Annotated in this window: 22 protein-coding genes; 21 read left to right on the plus strand and 1 reads right to left on the minus strand. The window is 46.9% G+C overall.

Annotated elements, in window-relative coordinates; translation table 11 throughout:
* Positions 1-2 precede the first annotated feature (2 nt).
* The 16 genes from trpA (at position 3) to ACUUHJ_RS13645 (ending at position 14153) form a co-directional block, all read left to right on the plus strand.
* Positions 3-821 carry a tryptophan synthase subunit alpha gene (gene trpA / locus ACUUHJ_RS13570; protein ID WP_472299083.1) on the plus strand — a complete coding sequence of 273 codons (819 nt, stop codon included), beginning with the start codon at positions 3-5 and terminating at the stop codon, positions 819-821.
* A 29-nt stretch (positions 822-850) separates the two neighbouring features.
* Positions 851-1945 carry a histidinol-phosphate transaminase gene (gene hisC / locus ACUUHJ_RS13575; RefSeq protein WP_289677695.1) on the plus strand — a complete coding sequence of 365 codons (1095 nt, stop codon included), beginning with the start codon at positions 851-853 and terminating at the stop codon, positions 1943-1945.
* A 70-nt stretch (positions 1946-2015) separates the two neighbouring features.
* A complete protein-coding gene (locus tag ACUUHJ_RS13580) occupies positions 2016-3119 on the plus strand; it encodes a prephenate dehydrogenase (RefSeq protein WP_289677696.1) in 1104 nt (367 codons plus the stop codon).
* Positions 3120-3210: 91 nt separating this feature from the next.
* On the plus strand, positions 3211-4491 hold the full coding sequence (aroA, locus tag ACUUHJ_RS13585; RefSeq protein ID WP_472299084.1) for a 3-phosphoshikimate 1-carboxyvinyltransferase: 1281 nt from the start codon (positions 3211-3213) through the stop codon (positions 4489-4491).
* 316 nt (positions 4492-4807) lie between these two features.
* The gene (locus ACUUHJ_RS13590; RefSeq protein ID WP_472299085.1) at positions 4808-5929 is read left to right on the plus strand and encodes an amidohydrolase family protein; all 1122 of its coding nucleotides are present in this window, start codon (positions 4808-4810) and stop codon (positions 5927-5929) included.
* Between the two features lie 148 nt (positions 5930-6077).
* Positions 6078-6668 (plus strand): RNA polymerase sigma factor, encoded by a 591-nt coding sequence (locus tag ACUUHJ_RS13595; protein WP_007716581.1) that lies wholly within the window; start codon positions 6078-6080, stop codon positions 6666-6668.
* On the plus strand, positions 6665-7315 hold the full coding sequence (locus ACUUHJ_RS13600) for a zf-HC2 domain-containing protein (protein WP_289677700.1): 651 nt from the start codon (positions 6665-6667) through the stop codon (positions 7313-7315). Before ACUUHJ_RS13595 ends, ACUUHJ_RS13600 begins: the two co-directional genes overlap by 4 nt.
* A gap of 128 nt (positions 7316-7443) precedes the next feature.
* Entirely contained in the window at positions 7444-8391 is a 948-nt protein-coding gene (locus ACUUHJ_RS13605; RefSeq protein ID WP_472299086.1) for a tetratricopeptide repeat protein, read from the plus strand.
* Between the two features lie 103 nt (positions 8392-8494).
* The gene (locus ACUUHJ_RS13610) at positions 8495-9613 is read left to right on the plus strand and encodes a hypothetical protein (protein ID WP_289677701.1); all 1119 of its coding nucleotides are present in this window, start codon (positions 8495-8497) and stop codon (positions 9611-9613) included.
* 9 nt (positions 9614-9622) lie between these two features.
* Positions 9623-9838, plus strand: a complete 216-nt coding sequence (locus ACUUHJ_RS13615; protein WP_012686170.1) for an IDEAL domain-containing protein — start codon at positions 9623-9625, stop codon at positions 9836-9838.
* Between the two features lie 89 nt (positions 9839-9927).
* Positions 9928-10350, plus strand: a complete 423-nt coding sequence (locus ACUUHJ_RS13620) for a DUF2487 family protein (protein WP_012686171.1) — start codon at positions 9928-9930, stop codon at positions 10348-10350.
* A gap of 251 nt (positions 10351-10601) precedes the next feature.
* Positions 10602-11120: a ubiquinol-cytochrome c reductase iron-sulfur subunit gene (locus tag ACUUHJ_RS13625; RefSeq protein ID WP_064199985.1), complete on the plus strand. Its 519-nt coding sequence runs from the start codon at positions 10602-10604 to the stop codon at positions 11118-11120.
* A gap of 1 nt (position 11121) precedes the next feature.
* Positions 11122-11793: a menaquinol-cytochrome c reductase cytochrome b subunit gene (gene qcrB, locus ACUUHJ_RS13630; RefSeq protein ID WP_007716591.1), complete on the plus strand. Its 672-nt coding sequence runs from the start codon at positions 11122-11124 to the stop codon at positions 11791-11793.
* A gap of 28 nt (positions 11794-11821) precedes the next feature.
* Positions 11822-12613 (plus strand): menaquinol-cytochrome c reductase cytochrome b/c subunit, encoded by a 792-nt coding sequence (locus ACUUHJ_RS13635; RefSeq protein ID WP_016740043.1) that lies wholly within the window; start codon positions 11822-11824, stop codon positions 12611-12613.
* A gap of 76 nt (positions 12614-12689) precedes the next feature.
* Complete coding sequence (locus ACUUHJ_RS13640) at positions 12690-13289, plus strand: DUF1405 domain-containing protein (RefSeq protein ID WP_016740044.1); 600 nt, start codon at positions 12690-12692, stop codon at positions 13287-13289.
* A 48-nt stretch (positions 13290-13337) separates the two neighbouring features.
* A complete protein-coding gene (locus ACUUHJ_RS13645) occupies positions 13338-14153 on the plus strand; it encodes a sporulation protein YpjB (RefSeq protein ID WP_472299087.1) in 816 nt (271 codons plus the stop codon).
* A 58-nt stretch (positions 14154-14211) separates the two neighbouring features.
* Here the strand turns inward: ACUUHJ_RS13645 and ACUUHJ_RS13650 are convergent, their stop codons facing one another.
* Positions 14212-15069 carry a YitT family protein gene (locus ACUUHJ_RS13650; protein ID WP_172138011.1) on the minus strand — a complete coding sequence of 286 codons (858 nt, stop codon included), beginning with the start codon at positions 15067-15069 and terminating at the stop codon, positions 14212-14214.
* Positions 15070-15285: 216 nt separating this feature from the next.
* On the opposite strand from ACUUHJ_RS13650, the gene ACUUHJ_RS13655 reads away from it, so the two are divergent.
* Genes ACUUHJ_RS13655 through bshA form a run of 5 tightly spaced genes read left to right on the plus strand, consistent with a single transcriptional unit; the run spans position 15286 to position 18688 of the window.
* The gene (locus ACUUHJ_RS13655) at positions 15286-15633 is read left to right on the plus strand and encodes a nucleotide pyrophosphohydrolase (protein WP_472299088.1); all 348 of its coding nucleotides are present in this window, start codon (positions 15286-15288) and stop codon (positions 15631-15633) included.
* Positions 15626-16378, plus strand: coding sequence for a 4-hydroxy-tetrahydrodipicolinate reductase (gene dapB, locus ACUUHJ_RS13660; RefSeq protein ID WP_472299089.1), 753 nt, complete (start codon positions 15626-15628; stop codon positions 16376-16378). The genes ACUUHJ_RS13655 and dapB overlap by 8 nt, the downstream gene beginning before the upstream one ends.
* Before the next feature lie 48 nt (positions 16379-16426).
* A complete protein-coding gene (locus tag ACUUHJ_RS13665; RefSeq protein WP_056492842.1) occupies positions 16427-16837 on the plus strand; it encodes a methylglyoxal synthase in 411 nt (136 codons plus the stop codon).
* Entirely contained in the window at positions 16834-17529 is a 696-nt protein-coding gene (gene bshB1 / locus ACUUHJ_RS13670; protein ID WP_472299090.1) for a bacillithiol biosynthesis deacetylase BshB1, read from the plus strand. Before ACUUHJ_RS13665 ends, bshB1 begins: the two co-directional genes overlap by 4 nt.
* A 16-nt stretch (positions 17530-17545) precedes the next feature.
* A complete protein-coding gene (bshA, locus tag ACUUHJ_RS13675; protein ID WP_289677706.1) occupies positions 17546-18688 on the plus strand; it encodes an N-acetyl-alpha-D-glucosaminyl L-malate synthase BshA in 1143 nt (380 codons plus the stop codon).
* The last annotated feature ends 17 nt before the right edge of the window (positions 18689-18705 follow it).

Below are 18705 nucleotides of genomic sequence, written 5' to 3' on the forward strand. Positions count from 1 at the left end.
TCATGGCGACAGCTCTTAACAGAATCGATCAATTATTCGCGGATCGTGATCGCAAACGATTCATCCCATTTCTAACCGTAGGCGATCCAACGATAGAAGCAACCTTTCATCTCGTAAAAGCGATGGTCGAAGCAGGAGCAGATCTCATTGAGCTCGGCGTCCCTTACTCCGATCCATTGGCAGACGGCCCAACGATTCAACGGGCTTCAGAGCGCGCCCTGAAAAATGGCGTGACGATCGGGGATGCTTTGCAATTGGTGAAAAAGCTACGCGAATCAGGTATGGAGGCTTCCGTCGTCCTGTTCACGTACTTCAATCCGGTTTTGCAATATGGCATTGAGCGCTTTTTTGCCGATCTTGCCGCTTATGGGGCGGACGGTGTTGTCATTCCTGATTTGCCGATTGAGGAAAGCGATCCTGCAGTAACCGCAGCAAAACAGAATGGCGTTCATGTCATTTCACTCGTGGCACCAACTTCCAGTTCCAGAATCAATACGATTGGCGCGCAAGCAACCGGATTTCTTTATTGTGTATCGTCGCTCGGTGTGACGGGTGCCCGGGTGGACCTGCGAGAGGATTTGGCCGATTTTCTGGAACGAGTAAAGGCCAGCACATCGGTTCCTACTGCGGTAGGCTTCGGAATATCCACGCCGGATCAGGTACGAGCAGTAGCACCCCATACGGATGGTGTCATTGTGGGAAGCGCCATTGTACAGCAAATCGAGGAGCATGCTGAGCAGCTGAAAGACCTCAAACAAATGCCAGTAGCTATAGAAAAAATAAAAACCTTTGTACATCAGTTAGCCAGTGCGCTACAATAGTGGGAAAAATGTGACTGGAGTGAACGTGGATGCAACCGAAACAACGCATACTCAATGCCCCGGTATATCAACCTGGCAAGCCCATTGATGACGTGAAACGTGAATTTGGTTTAACCGAAGTCATCAAGCTGGCGTCCAACGAAAATCCTTTTGGTTCCTCACCAAAGGCGAAAGCTGCCATTTCGGAACAGTTGGACAATTTGGCCCTTTATCCTGACGGTGCAAGCCTTAATCTGCGCTGGGATCTTGCTGATTTCCTCGGGGTCAAACCAAGCCAATTGTTTTTCGGCAACGGGTCTGATGAAATTCTGTTGATGATCTCTCGTGCTTTTTTGAGCGAAGGAACAAATGCAGTCATGGCGACGCAAACGTTCTCGCAATATCGCTCAAATGGGATTATTGAAGGTGCAGACTTGATTGAGGTGCCGTTGAAAGATGGCGTTCACGATCTCGAAGCGATGGCGGCTGCCATCAACGAACAAACGAAGGTCGTATGGGTATGTAACCCGAACAATCCGTCAGGCACGATTGTAACAACATCCGAGTTGGAAGCTTTCATGAAAAAGACTCCAAAAGATGTGCTTGTCGTTTTGGATGAGGCTTACTACGAGTATGTGGTTGATCCAGAATATCCACAAACAGTACCGATGCTCGCTGAGTATCCGAACCTGATTATTTTGCGTACGTTCTCCAAAATTTACGGTCTGGCTGCTCTTCGTATCGGCTACGGGATCGCGTCAGAAGAGCTCATTTCCTCTCTGGAACATGTGCGTGAGCCGTTCAATACAGGCACACTTGGCCAAGTAGCAGCACGTGCGGCGTTGAAAGACCAGGAATTTGTAAAAGCATGCCGCGATCGTAACCGTGAAGGAATGAAGCAGTTTACCGATTCCTTTGACGAGTGGGGGCTTTCCTACTATCCGTCTCAGACCAACTTTATCTTGGTTGATTTGAAAATGGATTCCGATGAGGTATTCAAAAAGCTGCTCTCGCAAGGCATCATCGTTCGCTCTGGTAATGCGCTAGGCTTCCCGGGTTTTCAACGTATTACCATCGGGACCAAAGAGCAAAATGATAAGATTCTTTCTGTCTTAAAAGAAATCGTGACTGGAGCATTGAAATAAAAGGACAAAGATGCCGGGCATGCCTCGGCATCTTTGTCTAAGAGAGATAAAGGAAGGATAGAGAGTGGAGATGAAAAAAACCACTATTACTGTAATCGGCGTCGGGCTAATTGGCGGTTCCATTGCGCTCTCGATGCGACGCGATCCAAATATTCGGGTAGTCGGCTACGATTTACGTCAGGATTGTTTGGATAAAGCACTGACTCTAGGTGTCATTCATGCTGGTACAACTGATTTGCAGACCGCAGTTCGAGAAGCGAATGTCATTTTCCTCGCATCACCTGTAGAGCAAATCGTTGCAACCATTCGCTCGTTAGTGGAAATGGAGCTGCAGCCCGGTGTGATCATTACGGATGTTGGCAGTACAAAAGCAGGCATTGTCAGACAAGCGGTGGATATCATTCCCGATCATGTTACGTTTATTGGTGGACATCCGATGGCGGGCTCGCACAAATCCGGCGTGGAAGCTGCTTCTGACCGTCTGATGGAAAACGCCTACTATGTTTTGACACCAGCGCCGGGAACATCTGTAGAAAAAGTAAAGCAATTGTCTGAACTACTTACACTCACTCGTGCAAAAGTCGTGCAAATGGACGCGGCTTCGCATGATCAGGTCGTGGGTGCGGTTAGTCATTTCCCGCACATCCTCGCTTCTGCTCTGGTCAATCTAGTGGCAGGGTATGACGAGGAAAATGCTTGGCATACCACGCTTGCTGCTGGTGGCTTCCGTGACATTACACGCATTGCTTCGAGCAACCCCCAGATGTGGCGTGATATTTTGCTGCAAAACCGTGACCCGATCCTCAAAATCGCAAAAGATTGGGCAAACGCATTGGAAGATGTCGTTCACCTCGTAGAACAGGGAGATCCAGAAGGAATCGAGCACTTCTTCAAAACGGCACGAGAATTCCGGGATAGCTTGCCTGAGCGCAAAACGGGTGCATTACCTCCTTTGAACGATTTGTATATCGATATCCCGGACCACCCTGGCGAAATCGGACGGATCACGACGTTATTGGGAGCAAGAAATATTAACATCACGAATCTTCAAATCAGAGAGACACGAGAAGACATTTTTGGGGTGCTACGGATTACGTTCCATTCGCAACAAGAGTTAGAAAAGGGAGAGGAAGTTCTTCGCTTTTTCGATTACAATGTATACAAGCGCACATAAGTTTTTTTATGCAAACACACTTTACAACGAAGACGCTTCACAGTGCGACTGGTGATCTTGGAGAGCGTGAGAGAGAAAAGGAGTGGAAGTAATGCTTCGCGTACAAACAGCCAAACAAATCAAAGGTACCGTTCGCGTGCCAGGAGATAAGTCCATTTCCCATCGTGCAGTTATGTTTGGAGCTCTAGCAGAAGGAACGACAACCATTGAAGGCTTTTTGCCGGGTGCCGATTGCTTGAGCACGATTAGCTGCTTTCGTCGGATGGGGATCGAGATTGAGCAACAAGGAGATGCCGTAACCGTACAAGGAAAAGGCTGGTACGGCTTGCAGGAGCCATCTCAACATTTGGATGTAGGGAACTCCGGTACGACCATTCGTCTAATGGCAGGGATCATGGCGACACAGCCTTTCCATGTGGTGATGGAAGGCGATGAGTCTATTGCAAAAAGACCAATGCGTCGTGTAATCGGACCGCTTCGTCAAATGGGCGCCAAAATCGATGGAAGAAAAGATGGTGAATATACACCGTTATCCATTCGAGGTGGGGAGCTTCAAGGGATCGCGTATCATTCCCCAGTTGCAAGTGCTCAAGTGAAGTCAGCGATTATGCTGGCAGGGTTACAGGCTAAAGGCGTGACGAGTGTAACAGAGCCGCATTTGTCCCGCGATCATACGGAGCGTATGCTGCAAGCATTTGGTGTACAAGTCGTGCGTGATGGCTTGACCGTTTCAGTAGAGGGCGGACAAAAACTAAAAGGCCGTGCCATTTCTGTTCCTGGTGACATTTCTTCCGCTGCCTTTTTGATTGCAGCGGTAATGGTTGTACCAGGCAGCTCTCTTCTCATTGAAAATGTCGGAATCAACCCAAGTCGCACGGGCATCATTGATGTTGTCAAGGCGATGGGGGGAAGCTTGGAGCTTTTGAATGAGCGAATCGTAAATGAAGAGCCGGTTGCAGACCTCCTCGTGACGCATTCGGAGCTGCACGGGATTGAAATTGCCGGGGATATTATTCCACGTCTGATTGACGAAATTCCGGTAATTGCGGTCATGGCAACGCAAGCGAAAGGACAGACCGTGATCCGTGATGCCGAAGAGCTGAAAGTAAAGGAGACAGACCGTATTGCCACGGTGGTTAGTCAACTGTCCAAATTCGGCGCTAAGGTGACACCTACCGATGACGGAATGATCATAGCAGGAAAGACAGGATTGACGGGGGCTGTCATCGATAGCATGGGGGATCACCGAATTGGCATGGCGATGGCCATCGCAGGTCTCGTTGCCGAGGGTGAGACGAAAATCGAAAACGATGAGGCGATTGATGTATCGTTCCCTGGATTTCATGACTTGCTTGTGAAAATCAGCCAATAATGAAAGAGAAGTCTGTTCCTTTAAAGGGTAACAGGCTTCTTTTTTCGTGCAAAGACAAAGCGTTCCGAATTTTAGCAAAAATGATTTGACAAGCGCTTACATTCCGTTTATTATAAAACTACAGTATGGTTTCTCTCCACTCCTATCCAATATAAGAAAGCACGCGTGTGCTACCGTCGTTTGAATGCGCTTACATCAACGACGGTCTTTTTTTGTTTAAAAAGCGGATTGGCTCGAATGAGTACTTTTTCCCCTTTTTTGTGCATATGCTCGTACAAGGGTAGTGTGTGCAAGATAGGTGGGAGGGGGACGGGCTATGCTGGAGCAAGGGATGGTCATACGCGGGGGAACGATTGTCACAGCACGAGGAATGAGAGAAGTAGATATTTGGATCCGTCATGGGAAAATTGTACGAATGGCTAAAGATACCTTGACGAAAAACCCCTTCAACGATTTGTATGAAGAAATAGATGCTACTGGTATGTATCTTTTGCCCGGTTTTGTCGCACTCCTGACACATTCGTTGTATAAAATCAAAGATGTTGATGTTTATATAGAAGCCATGCGAAATCTCATCAGCATGGGATGTACAAGCATGGTGGACGTCTTCCGGCCAGAGCGTTGGATGAGCAGACCGCAGATTCACTATCAACAAACCCAGCATTTCAACAGTTTGCTGGATTATGTTTGGCATGTGGAAATCGATGTCGCCGATCTTTACGGTGACCGCTTAGCCGAGTGGATCAACCACGGCTATTCTTCGTTTCATGTCACGATTCGAAATCCAGAAGAAATTTCCACAATAAAATGGGAAACGCTTTTGCAACTTCAAACGTCTAAACAAACGATCCTGCACATGCAGGTACAAAATGACCCGTTTCTGAAAAAAGAACAACGGGAACTTATTCGACAGATCTGGATGGAGGCTACTCGTTATTGGCGGTTGCGTACTGTCATGACAGATTCTCAAGCGGCCTTTCATTTTGAAGAAAATAACCCGTACCTGCATATTTTTCGTTTGCCGGCTGAAGTGACAGATCAAGGTCTACGTCACTTACATCGTCAATGGTTTGGGAGTTGCCAAGTAGCCTCTCCGATACACGATGTTCGGATTGATACACGAAAGAGCTGGTGTACGCCAGAAGAATTGCTTTGCTTGCTAGTCAGGCTCGCTTCGACAAATGTTGCAAAAGCAATTGGACTGTATCCGCGAAAAGGAAGCTTGACAACTGGCGCAGACGCTGATATCGTTTTCCTGAAAAAGGAAAACTGGTTGACAAAGAATGATCTTTCCACTATTCTCAATTTTAGTGAAATGCATCTTCCAACATCTGTTATGTCGAACGGTAAATGGATATATCGAAATATGCGATTTATCCCTTTGATTGGTATGGGTAAGTGTTTATTCGACACGAAGCCCTACTCTTATGTTATATAACCCCGGTTTGGGGGTTTTTTCGTGAATGGTTTCCAGTAGACAAACGTGAAAAAGAATCGTAAGGTCGCGCAACTTTTTACATCCCCAGCAGTCTAATTATGCAAAAGGCCGCTGAGGGATCGGAATCGCAAGGAGGTAATCTCTGATCATGACCGATTCCCAGCTTATCCGAGAGATTAAAGAAGGTAATCTGGAATGCTATGCTGAACTGATTCGTCGATATGAAAAAAAGATCCTCTCATTTGTTACTCATCTTTTGCGTCAGGCACATTTAGAGCATATAGCGGAGGATATATGTCAGGAGACGTTTTACAAGGCGTATAAGAGCATTCATTCTTTCCGAGATGTAGAAGCTACATTCTCCACCTGGCTCTATACGATTGCACGCAACTCCGTACTAAGTGAATTGCGCAAAAGCCGCAATTCTGACGTGTATCTGGATGATACGTTGCAAGTACCTATGGCATCTCCCAAGACACTGCCTGAGCAAGTTTTGCTCCGGAATGAACGGGAGAGTATGGTAAGACTGGCGATCAACAGCTTGCCAGAGAAGCAGCGCTCAGCACTGATATTACGCGAGTACGAACAAATGGATTACACAGAAATCGCTACGATTCTGGATTTAACCGTGAGCTCTGTGAAGTCTCTACTGTTTCGAGCGCGGCAAAGTATTCGTGGACAGTTGGAAAACTACATCCTGGACCCTCATTTGGATGAAGCTGAAGGGATGAATCGATGATGAGATGTGAAGAAGTTCAGGAAATTCTGCCTGAATACGCCGAAAATCTGTTGCCTGAGGTGACTCAACGCCGGGTTGATCACCATATGGCGGCATGCTATGCCTGTCGTTCCGATTATGAGCTTTGGTCGGACAGTGGTGAGTGGATGGAAATGGATAAAGAAGAATACCATTCCGTAACTCCATCCCGTTCCATTGTAGACGCTGTGATGGCCCGTATTTTATCGGAAGAGCGATGGGCGATCCCGATTGGCAGAAAAATTTTCAGCGTGACAGCGAGAATGCGACGCATGGCTGCGAGTGTAGCTGTCTTGTTGCTGATGGTCTTTTCGTTCACTTTATATGTGAATTCAAGTACCACGGAGCAAGCGAATTCGCTCGTGATTAATGGAGAAGTTATGGAAATTAACACGCCAAAGGCTCAAGTCATTTCTTCTTCTATGCAAACAGATGACGGTACGTATGTGGTAGAAGCCCAGCCATATTCGGCGCAAGGAGATTCACTGGAACATGCTACTGCTTCGATCGTACCACTCGATGGGAAGCCGACTTCTCCTGATTTAGCCAAACCGAATTACAGCATTGTACTTAGTATTTTTGGAATCCTTATTACTGTTCTTACAATGAGCTGGCTAACACGAGCATAATGGTATATGATCAAGAGTAAAAGAAAAGACCGTCTTCGGACGGTCTTTTGTGGCTATTTTATTAGAGTGGTTGTTCAGCAAGCGCGTAGAGCAACAAGGCCACGCAAAATACATATGAGGTGAAAGAAATGCCGAAAAAGTGGCTGTATGTCATAGACGAAGCGATCAAGCGGATCGAGAACGATGAAGTCGAGTTGGGCTTGACCGCTCTGCAAAAGGTTCAGGAGCATGGAAAAGATTTGCCGGATGTCATGATGTATTTGGCAGAGGTCTGGTATCGACTTGGTCATTTGGAAGAGGCGAGTCAATTGCTGACAGATGTCATGGCCAAAAATCCGCAAATGGATTCCTCTTTGCGCAGAGAATGCCAGCTGCTGCTAGCGGAGATTGCATTGGATTCCAGTGATTTTGAGACGGCGCAACATCTTCTTTATGAATGCAAAGAATCTGGCTTCGAAAGCATTCAGCTTGACTTATTGTTAGCAGATCTGTATTCACTCCAAGACTTAGATGAAGTAGCGGTCAAGTACTTGGAGCAAGCGAGACTGAAGGAGCCAGACAACCAAGATATTATGGCAGCACTGGGTAACTTGTATTTCCGTATTGGAGAAGACGAGAAAGCAATGAAACTCTTGGAACAAGCCGGGGATGAAAGTCTGTCTATGCTTTTGACGAAGGGGCGTTCGTACGCACAAAGCGGTCAATTCGAACAGGCTTACCAAGTATTCCGTCAGGCGCTGGTCATGGATCGTTCGCCAGAAGTACTCTACGGCTGTGCACTGATGGCATTCCACGTAGGACGGCTGGATGAAGCAGTAGAATTGGTCAATAGTTTGCAAGCTGTTGACGAGGAGTATGTGGCTGCATATCCATTAGCTGCAGATGTGAATCTTTCGATGGGGAAAACAGAAGCAGCGATTGAGGCGTTGAAGCAATATGTATCGTTGTCAGGTTTCGATCTGGACCAGATCCGCAGGCTAATTGCCCTTTTGAGTCAAGCCGGACGCTATGAGGAAGCGAAGGAATACCAACAACTTCACGACCTGTGGGACAATGAATCCGACGAGGAGCAATAAAAAATCGACTAACAGGAAGTCACTTCGGTGGCTTCCTGTTTATTTTTCCGCATTTTGGCAAGAATGAGAGACAAGTAAGCCATCGTAAAGAAGGGATGCACAGATGAACTTGGCTGAGATCTTGGTTTACACCGATATCCGGCAGCTCCATCAGATTGCCAACCATTACGGATGCGAATGCAACCCTCATTCCAAAAACGAATTGATTACGTCATTGTTGTCCAGCTTGAGACACAGGCTGACAATCTCTCAAGAAGTTGAGCAACTGAGCAGTGCAGAAACCCATTTTTTGCTCCAATTGTTCCTGGACAAGCGTACGGTCATGTCGCTTGAGGATTTGTTGGCGAAGGCTGGAGTGGCACTGGAATGTGAAAAGGAAAAAAAGCAGGAGGAAGGACGGAAGTTTGTCGCGGCTGCAATGAAGCGAGGATGGATTTTTCCGGCGAAAAGTAAGACAGTAGGGCAATATCAAATTCCGCTGGATATCCGTGAGCCTTACTTGCAAGCTTGGCTGACAAAGTGGCGTGAGTCAAACGCACTGCTTCATCCGGGTCCACAAGCATACAGGGATGAAGGAACAGCACTATGCGATGATATCATGCAATTTTTACAATTTCTCCAGCAGGAGCCAGTACCGCTTACCGCGGAAGGTGGCATGTACAAGCGTCATCAGCAGCAGCTTTTTCAATTTTTGTACGTAAAAGAAGAGCCGCTATTGCCGCAAAAATGGCGTTTTGGGTACGGGTTGCATTTTGATTTATACCCTGACCGTTTTTCCTTGCTCTACGATTTCTGCTACTATCACCGTTGGATCGTTGAAGTGGACGGTAAGGTAGCGGTCACGGAAGCAGGGAGGGAGCGACTGGAACAACCGTATAACGATCAATTGTATCATGATGTCATTCGCTTCTGGATGAGGCTTTACAAGCGGGCTGTCCCCAATTTGCCAATGCTGGTTCAGCTCATTCCGTTGATCGCGTCAGCTGGATGGGTAAGTCAGCAATCTCTAATGGACACGCTGCTCCATTGGATGAAAGAGTTTTACTACGATTCACCAACAGATATCTTGGTGAATCGGGTATGCAAAATGATGGTGCATCTTGGATTGTTGCGCGTCGGACAAGACGAACAGGAGCAGTGGTTATACACCGCAACGTATGCGAGCCAGACTTGGCTTCGAAAATACAATGGTTTTACCGAAACGACTATTTTATTGAAGTGAGGGATGGGTATGGAGTGGCCGAATTTCTATTCCAACGCGTACGGAACGAACAATCAAATGGTTTCCGGTTTGCTATCTGAAATGGTGATCGACGAGCAGATGCGTCAATATCGCAAACGCACGCTAGTCCAGGAGATTGATGAGGCGCTTGCATCGAAAAACAAAGAGCTGTTTTTGCGCTTAACAGACGAATTGAAAGAGATCATGGCTTACGAGCAAGCTTAAATACATAATCGTATGCGTTATTGCTAGTCTCCAACCATTCATGGTACGCTTGTTTCCAGAGATGAACAAGGAAATGAGGAGACGGCTCTATGCAGTGGAACTTGAACGATTTTCAAAACTGGGAGGAGTTGCGATCCTTTGTGGATACCGCGCTGCTCCCTCTTTATTTGTACAGTTCGGACAGAAAAGTAGAAGAGCATGTTGTACGCATGAACTACTTATTAAATGTAGCTGCCGGGATTGAGCAACGGCTGAAGGGACGTGTGCTACTATTTCCGTTAAGCTATCACATAGGAGAAGAACAGCTGGAACAACGAACACCGGCGGAATTTCCTTATAAAGTACTGCTTTATTTCCGCGGAGAAAAGATTCAAGTAAAGGAGAGGGCGGAGGAAGGCGTGTTGACGTTATTGGTAGGAGATGAAGACTTGGAATCTTCTTTGCGTTTCGAAGTGACCGTGGATGTGCTGTATAAAGAGGTCATCAAGTTGTGGCAAACTGGACAGAGTTAATCGATTTGACTAAAAAAAGAGACGCGATAGAGAAAGCGTTTTCCGGTAATACTACAGAAAAATGGGTGGGGCAAGGTCTTAAATTTGACAATCTGGCAACAATATCATGTCACACATCGTTTGGGCAAAGACATGTCCACTGGACATTCTTGACATCTTTATAGGCGTTAGCTATGATTGGGATTGACCTAGTGTATATGTATAAAAATGCCATCGTAGCGCTATTTTACAGGATAAGGAGGGAAAAAGATATGGGAGACAAACGCGAAATTTCCAGGCGTACATTTTTGAACTACGCCCTGATGGGAACTGGCGGATTCCTTGCTGCGGGAATGATCACCCCAATGATTCGTTTTGCGGTAGACCCCCTTCTGCAAGGACATGCAGGTGGAGATAAAGTAGCTGTCGGCAGTCCGGATGAGTTTAGTGCCGTGCCAAAACGCGTTGAATTCAAGGTCCATACCAAGGACGGTTGGTATGAATCAGAATCAACACTTACTGCATGGGTTACCAAGAACGACAAGGGTGAGATTCTTGCTCTGTCCCCGATCTGTAAGCACTTAGGGTGTACGGTTAGCTGGGGAACTGGCGCAGGACAACCGAATGAGTACTTCTGTCCTTGCCACATGGGTCGTTATACGATCAATGGCGAGCACATTTTGGGAACGCCACCTACGGCCTCTCTTGATGAGTATGAGACAGAAGTCAAAGATGGAAAATTGTATTTAGGTAAAGTAAAAGCAAATCCTCGTCCGGGGGTGAACGGCTAAAATGATGCAAAAAATGTATGATTGGGTCGACGAGCGCTTAAACATCACTCCGATGTGGCGTGACCTGGCTGACCACGAAGTACCTGAGCACGTGAACCCGGCACATCATTTTTCAGCTTTTGTTTACTGCTTTGGTGGACTTACGTTCTTTATTACCGTTATTCAAATCTTGTCTGGTATGTTCTTGACGATGTACTATGTACCAGACGTTATCAATGCTTACGAATCCGTTAAGTACCTCCAAAACGAAGTAGCGTTCGGGGTAATCGTACGCGGTATGCATCACTGGGGTGCCAGCTTGGTAATCGTGATGATGTTCCTACATACTCTGCGTGTATTCTTTACAGGTGCATACAAAAAGCCTCGTGAATTGAACTGGGTAGTCGGTGTACTGATTTTCTTCGTTATGCTGGGTCTCGGTTTCACAGGTTACCTCTTGCCTTGGGATAACACCGCATACTTTGCGACCAAAGTAGGCGTGCAGATCGCTGACTCTGTACCTCTCATTGGTCCATATGTGAAAACATTGCTCACAGGCGGAGACATTTTAGGGGCGCAAACCCTTACCCGTTTCTTCGCGATTCACGTGTTCTTCCTCCCAGGCGCACTGCTTGGTCTGTTGGGAGCTCACTTTGTTATGATCCGTTCGCAAGGTATCTCGGGTCCACTATAATCGGTCTTCGAAAAAAGGAGGAAATAGCATGGCAAAACAAGATAAAGATGCTACCTTCGTCGGAGATTCCCGAGTATCGGCGAAGCGTATTCCAAACATTTCTCCAGCCTACTCCGACTTTCCAGGTAAAAACGAGCCGTTCTGGCCAAACTTCCTGTTGAAAGAGTGGATGGTGGCAGCTGTTTGCTTGGTTGGTTTCCTTGTGTTAACGGTTTCACATCCGTCGCCGTTAACTGACAAAGCAAACCCGAATGATACTTCATTCATTCCGTTGCCAGACTGGTACTTCTTGTTCCTGTATCAAATGCTGAAATATCCTTGGGCTGCTGGGGATTGGGTCGTACTCGGTATCGTTGTCATTCCAGGTATCGCATTTGGTGCACTGATGTTGGCGCCTTGGCTGGATACCAGCAAAGAGCGTCGTCCTAGCAAGCGTCCAGTTGCTACAGGCTTGATGCTGACTGCACTCGTTGGTGTTTTCTACCTGACTTGGGCGGCAAACCATGAATATCATCTGGCTCACCCAGATAAAGGCAAAGGAACTGGTGGCAAAGAGGGATCGAGTGCAACAGCACCTGCACCAGCTGACACTAGTTTTAAAGCAGATGCGCTTTGGAAAGCGCAAACAAGCTGTATGGGGTGCCATGGTAAAAACATGGAGGGTGGTATGGGTCCAAACCTCCAAAAAATCGGGGCAACTTTGGATGCAGCCAAGATTACTGATATCATCAAGAATGGTAGAGGCGCAATGCCAGGCGGTATGATCAAAGATGATGCAGAAATCGCAAAGCTAGCTGATTACTTGGCTGGCTTGAAATAAGCTAATAGGGGGAAAGCTGGCTGGTAATGCGGTCAGCTTTTTCGTTAGCGGCGTACACAGCGGGAGACGATTATAGATGATCTGGATATGGGAGTGGTTTCGGCAATCTTTGGGCAAAAGGTGGTTTCTTTGGACGCTGTTCGTCGTCAACTTTTTAGGAACCATATATGGATTTATCTGGTATGGTAACCAATTGGCTGTGACACCAGCATATTTAATTCCTTTTGTCCCGGACAGCCCGACAGGTAGCGGACTTTTTTCGCTTGTACTCCTTACCTATTTGTTGGGTCGCCACATTCCTGTACTGGAAGCTTTGGCTGGCATCACCAATTTTAAGTATGGTGTCTGGGCCGTCTGCATTATCGTGGCTGGTTGGCTGATGGGCAATGAAGTGCGCGTGACAGACTTGATGCTGATTGTTTCCCACACCGGCATGGCTGTGGAATCTGTATTGTATGCGCGTTTTTACAAGCTAAGTCTTCTGCCGGTAGGAATCGCTGCGCTGTGGACACTGAATAATGATTTTCTCGATTACGTCATGGACATCCATCCGTGGCTGCCGAGTGTGCTGGATCCGTATGAGGGTTTCGTTGGTTTGTTTACGGTTCTTCTCAGTCTGATCTCGATCTCGGTGATCTGGTGGGTAAATATGAAGTATACGACAAATAAGGTCTAATCTTGTCCTCCTTTCCATAGGCTGTACTAGGGAAGGAGGTTATTTGCGTTGAAGAAAAACATCCGGTTTTTATTATTCTTTCTCATGATCGGGTTGTTCTTGTCGTGGCCCATTCATAATTTGTACTCGAAGCTGAATCAGCCGATAGAAGAAAAGCAGTTGGCAGCCTTGGATCAAATTGCGCATGAGTTCCTGACGTATGCAAAAAAGGGAGATCTTGAAGGGGCAGAGAAACGCATCGTCCAGCTAGCAGACCGATTCCCGAACCAGCATTTGCCCAATCCAATACGAATTGAAAGTCTGAATGCAGTGACCCAGTCTATACTGGCAGCCAAGCAAAGCTTTGCTTCTGCAAATGCAAGTGAACAACAATTGCTGTGGCATGCCACGCGGGTCCGTATCGCCATAGACGCACTGACCCATGATCACCAGCCGATGTGGCGTAGCTACTATCCTTCTCTTGTCACACAGGTCCAAAACCTGCAGCTATCGGCTGTTGAGCGGAATTTCGGTCAGTTTCGCGAACAGTTTGATGAGAACTACCGATTATTTTTGGCTATTAAGCCGGGGATGAGTATTCAGCTTCCAGAGGGGCAAATGTCCTCGATTATGGTTGCGTACGATATCATATCCAAAGAGATGCGAAACAGCCAAGTAGATTGGCAGCTAGTTCGTGAGGCGTTGCGAGAATTGAACAGCTCCTTTCAAGTGGCGTTTGTGGGAGAAGAGAAGAGTACGTTTGCTCGTTTAATGATGCGGCCAGATTCTCCTATACTTATTCTCGCTTCTATCTCGATAGCTTTGATCATGGCCTTGTCTTACGTGGCATGGAAGAAATATGACGGCGAAATCCGTTCGACCTAAAAGGTGCAAAAACCCTTGCCTGTACGAAAAGGCAAGGGTTTTTCTGTGCTGCTTCACGCTAATCGTGAAGCGGTTTCTTGTTTTCATCAAGGGTGAAGCCTTCTCCGAGAACTTCATGCACGTCGTTTACGATAACAAAAGCATGCGGGTCAATTTCTTGCACAATGGTTTTAAAACGCATGACTTCATTTCGGCTGACAACGACATAGATGACTTTCTTTTCTTCGCCAGAGTAGGCGCCTTTACCGGCTAAGAGTGTCACACCACGACCTACATCGAGAATGTGCTTGGAGATGCTATCTGCTTCGTTGGAGATGATCGTCAATGCTTTTCCTGCATAAGCGCCATCTTGAAAAAAGTCGATGACACGTGCTGCGATAAAGACGACGACAAGGGTATACATGGCGCTTTCTAGATTCAAATAGACGAGGGACGCCCCAATGACCAAAATGTCGCCGAAAAACAACGTTCTTCCCATGCTAATACCCATGTATTTCTGAAGCAGTCTGGCAATGATGTCCACACCGCCGGTCGTTCCACCGTAACGGAAAATAATCCCTAAGCCGACACCAACCGCTACTCCGGCATACAGGGAAGCAAGCAGGCGATCTTTCATCGGCAATGGAAGCACACCATCAAATAAGGATAAAAAGACAGAAAGAGAAACCGTTCCCAAAATCGTGTAGAAAAAAGAAGTTCGTCCAAGAATTTTCCAGCCCAAGAAAAATAACGGTACGTTCAGGACAAAGAAGACGATTCCCTGATCTACAACCGGAACTAACAGCTTGATCAAAATACTGATACCAGTGATACCGCCCTCAGCTAGATGATTGGGAATGTTGAACGCGTTAATACCAAATCCCATAATGGCAGAACCGATGATAATGGCAATGATACTGTCAAGACGAATTTTCATATATCCTCCTGTTCGCCGGATCAGGAAACAGGCTTCCCCCCGGACTTGATGTGCAGGTAATACTTGTGTTACCTGAGGGCTATCCGAAAGCCATTATAAATGAACGCTCGTTTGATTGTCCATATGCTGGAAAGACGAAGTATTGTGATTTGGCAAACGAAGCCTTTTTTAGTACGATAGGTGAAAGAGAGAAGAATGTGAAAAAGGAGTGGGCGGATGGAACGGCAAAAGACAATGCAAGAGATGCAGCAAGAAGTTGATCAATACATATCGCAATTTAAAGAAGGATATTTTTCTCCGCTTTCCATGCTGGCTAGAATGACCGAAGAAGTAGGTGAATTAGCCAGAGAGATTAACCATTTTTATGGCGAAAAACCGAAGAAAAAGGACGAAGGCGAAAAAACAGTAGAAGAAGAGCTGGGTGACGTACTCTTCATCTTAATTTGTTTCGCAAACTCACTCGGAATCGATTTGCAGGAAGCGTTTGATCGTATTATGCACAAGTTTAATACCCGCGATAAAGATCGCTGGACGAGAATAGAGGAGAACGAGCAGCATGACTAAACAAATTCGAGTAGCAGTTGCTGGCGCAAATGGTCGAATGGGGCAAGAAGTAGTGAAAATGCTAGCGCAGGATACGGCGCTTATTTTTACAGGCAATCTGGATACGCGTGGGAGCGAAGAGGAAATCAATCAACAATTGGACGAAATGAAGCCGGATGTTTTGGTAGACTTTACGACACCGCATACGGTGTATCATCATATGGAGCTCTGTCTGGCTCGTGGTGTGCGACCGGTTGTTGGAACAACGGGGCTGACAACAGAGCAGCTGCAAGAGATGACGGAGCGCTATAAAGAAGCAGGACTGGGTGCCATCATTGCTCCGAATTTTGCAATCGGGGCGATTCTATGTATGAAGTTTTCCGCAATGGCAGCAAAATATATGCCACATGTGGAAATTATCGAGCTGCATCACGATCGCAAGCTGGATGCACCAAGCGGAACTGCTTTGAAGACTGCGGAGATGATTGCAGCCGTTCGGGAAGAGCTCAAGCAAGGGCATCCGGAGGAGGTAGAAACAATTCCTGGGGCACGCGGAGCGGATTACGAAGGCTTCCGGATTCATAGTGTCCGCCTGCCAGGCATGGTGGCCCATCAAGAGGTTTTGTTTGGGGCAACAGGCCAAACGCTGTCCATTCGCCATGATTCGATTAACCGGGAATCTTTCATGCCTGGCGTGAATATGGCCATTAAAGCTGTAATGAATATGAACGGATTGATTTACGGATTGGAACATCTGATTGATTAAACGTTTGTTTAACATATACACTTACCCAGCCATAAGGGAGAGGTTTTCTTGAAAATTGCATTGATTGCCCATGATCGAATGAAGGAACAGATTGTGCAACTAGCGATGGCCTATGAATCCATTTTGGCAAAACATGACCTGTATGCCACAGGAACAACTGGGTCGCGAATCATGGAAGCTACGTCGCTTTCCCTAACCCGATTTCTGTCAGGACCATTAGGGGGCGATCAACAAATCGGTGCGATGATCGCCCGCAATGAGATGGATTTGATTATCTTTTTGCGTGATCCGCTTACCTCTCAACCGCATGAACCTGATATTATCGCACTGCTTCGACTGTGTGATGTGCACAAGATACCGTTTGCCACCAATCTCGGTTCGGCAGAAATCATGCTGAAGGCCTTGGAGCTGGGACAACTGGATTGGCGTGAAGTGGTGCATGAGGAGAATGAAGCATGAGTTCACTCGATATTTTGGCAATCGGCGCTCATCCTGACGATGTCGAGATCGGCGCGGCAGGCAGTCTGATTTTGGCAGCGAAAGAGGGAAAGCGCGTGGGGATTCTCGACTTGACCTACGCGGAATTGTCTTCGAATGGAACGGTGGAGAGAAGGCAACAGGAAGCGGCTGCAGCTGACCAAGTGATGGGAGTAGCTGCCCGCTATAATTTTGGCTTGCCTGATCGTGGCTTGGAAGCAGTCAGGGAAAGTTCGATTGAACGCGTCGTAAAGCTCATTCGCGAAACACGTCCAGCCATTGTGCTTGCGCCTTATTATTCGGATCGTCATCCAGATCACGAAAGCGTAAGCCGAATTGTTCGCGAGGCGGTGTTTAATGCAGGCATCCGCAAGTATTTGCCGGAGCCTTCTTTGCCTTCCTATCGACCATCGCAATTCCTTTACTATTTTATTAATTCCACTGTCACACCGCAGGTTGTCGTGGATATCACTGGCGTTTATTCACAAAAAATGGAGGCGCTGCGTTGCTACCGCAGTCAGTTTGAGCTAGAAGAAGGCAGTGTTCAAACACCCCTTACCAATGGGTATCTGGAGTCTGTCGAGTACCGAGAACGACTATTTGGTCAGCAGGCTGGTGTAGCCTACGCAGAAGGATTTGTCAGTGCAGCTCCGTATGTATTAAAGAGCTTGTGAGAAGGAGTGACACTGTATGAAGATCGGGATTACATGCTATCCGTCATTGGGCGGATCGGGCGTAGTAGCTACGGAGCTTGGTAAGCTATTGGCTGAGCGAGGACATCAAGTCCATTTCATTACTGGTGGAATGCCATTTCGCTTAGGTGCGTTTCACCCGAACATTTTTTATCATGAAGTAGAAGTGAACAACTATGATGTTTTTAAATACCCACCCTATGATTTGACCTTGGCGAACCGAATGGCGCAAGTGGCGAAAAATGAAAACCTGGACTTATTACATGTGCATTATGCTGTGCCACATGCGTTGTGTGCGTTCCTTGCCAAGCAAATGGTAGGGGATCATTTGAAGATTGTGACCACCCTGCACGGGACGGATATTACTGTTCTGGGTTATGACTCGAATCTGAGTGATATGATCCGCTTCGGTATTGAGCGAAGCGATTTGGTAACAGCGGTGTCACATGATTTGATCAGGCAGACGAAAGAGCTGCTGCATACGGAAAAAGAAATTGTCCCAGTGTACAACTTCGTAGACAAGCGGCGTTACTACCCAAAAGAGGTTACGAAGCTGAAAAAGGTTTTTGCACCGAATGGTGAAAAAATTCTTATGCACATTTCTAATTTTCGTCCGGTCAAACGAGTGCCAGATGTGATTGAAATATTTTCACGCGTACGTGAAGAAGTGCCTTCCAGACTAATCCTTATTGGTGAAGGTCCCGAAATGGGGCTGGTCCGCAAAATGATCGCTGAGCTCGGTCTGAACGACGATGTTTGCTTCCTCGGCAAGCAGGAAGACGTAGCTGAGGTATTGTCGATGGCAGACATCATGCTGCTTCCATCAGAAAAGGAAAGCTTCGGTCTCGTTGCACTAGAAGCAATGGCTTGTGGTGTGCCTGTCGTCGCAACAGTGGCAGGAGGTTTGCCCGAAGTCGTGCTGGATGGTGTGAACGGCTTCTTGCGTCCAATTGGCGACGTGGAAGGCATGGCGAAAGAAACAATACGTCTCTTGCAAAATGAAGAGCTATACCACGAATTCTCTGCGAACAGCATTGAGCGATCCTGCAAAACATTTTGTCATGAAACGATTGCCTCGCAGTATGAGGCACTCTACGCTAACTTGCTGGCAAGCAAATCCGAAGAAAACCTAAGCTTTTGAACGTAAGATGGTGCTTT

Source organism: Brevibacillus schisleri (assembly GCF_055685845.1).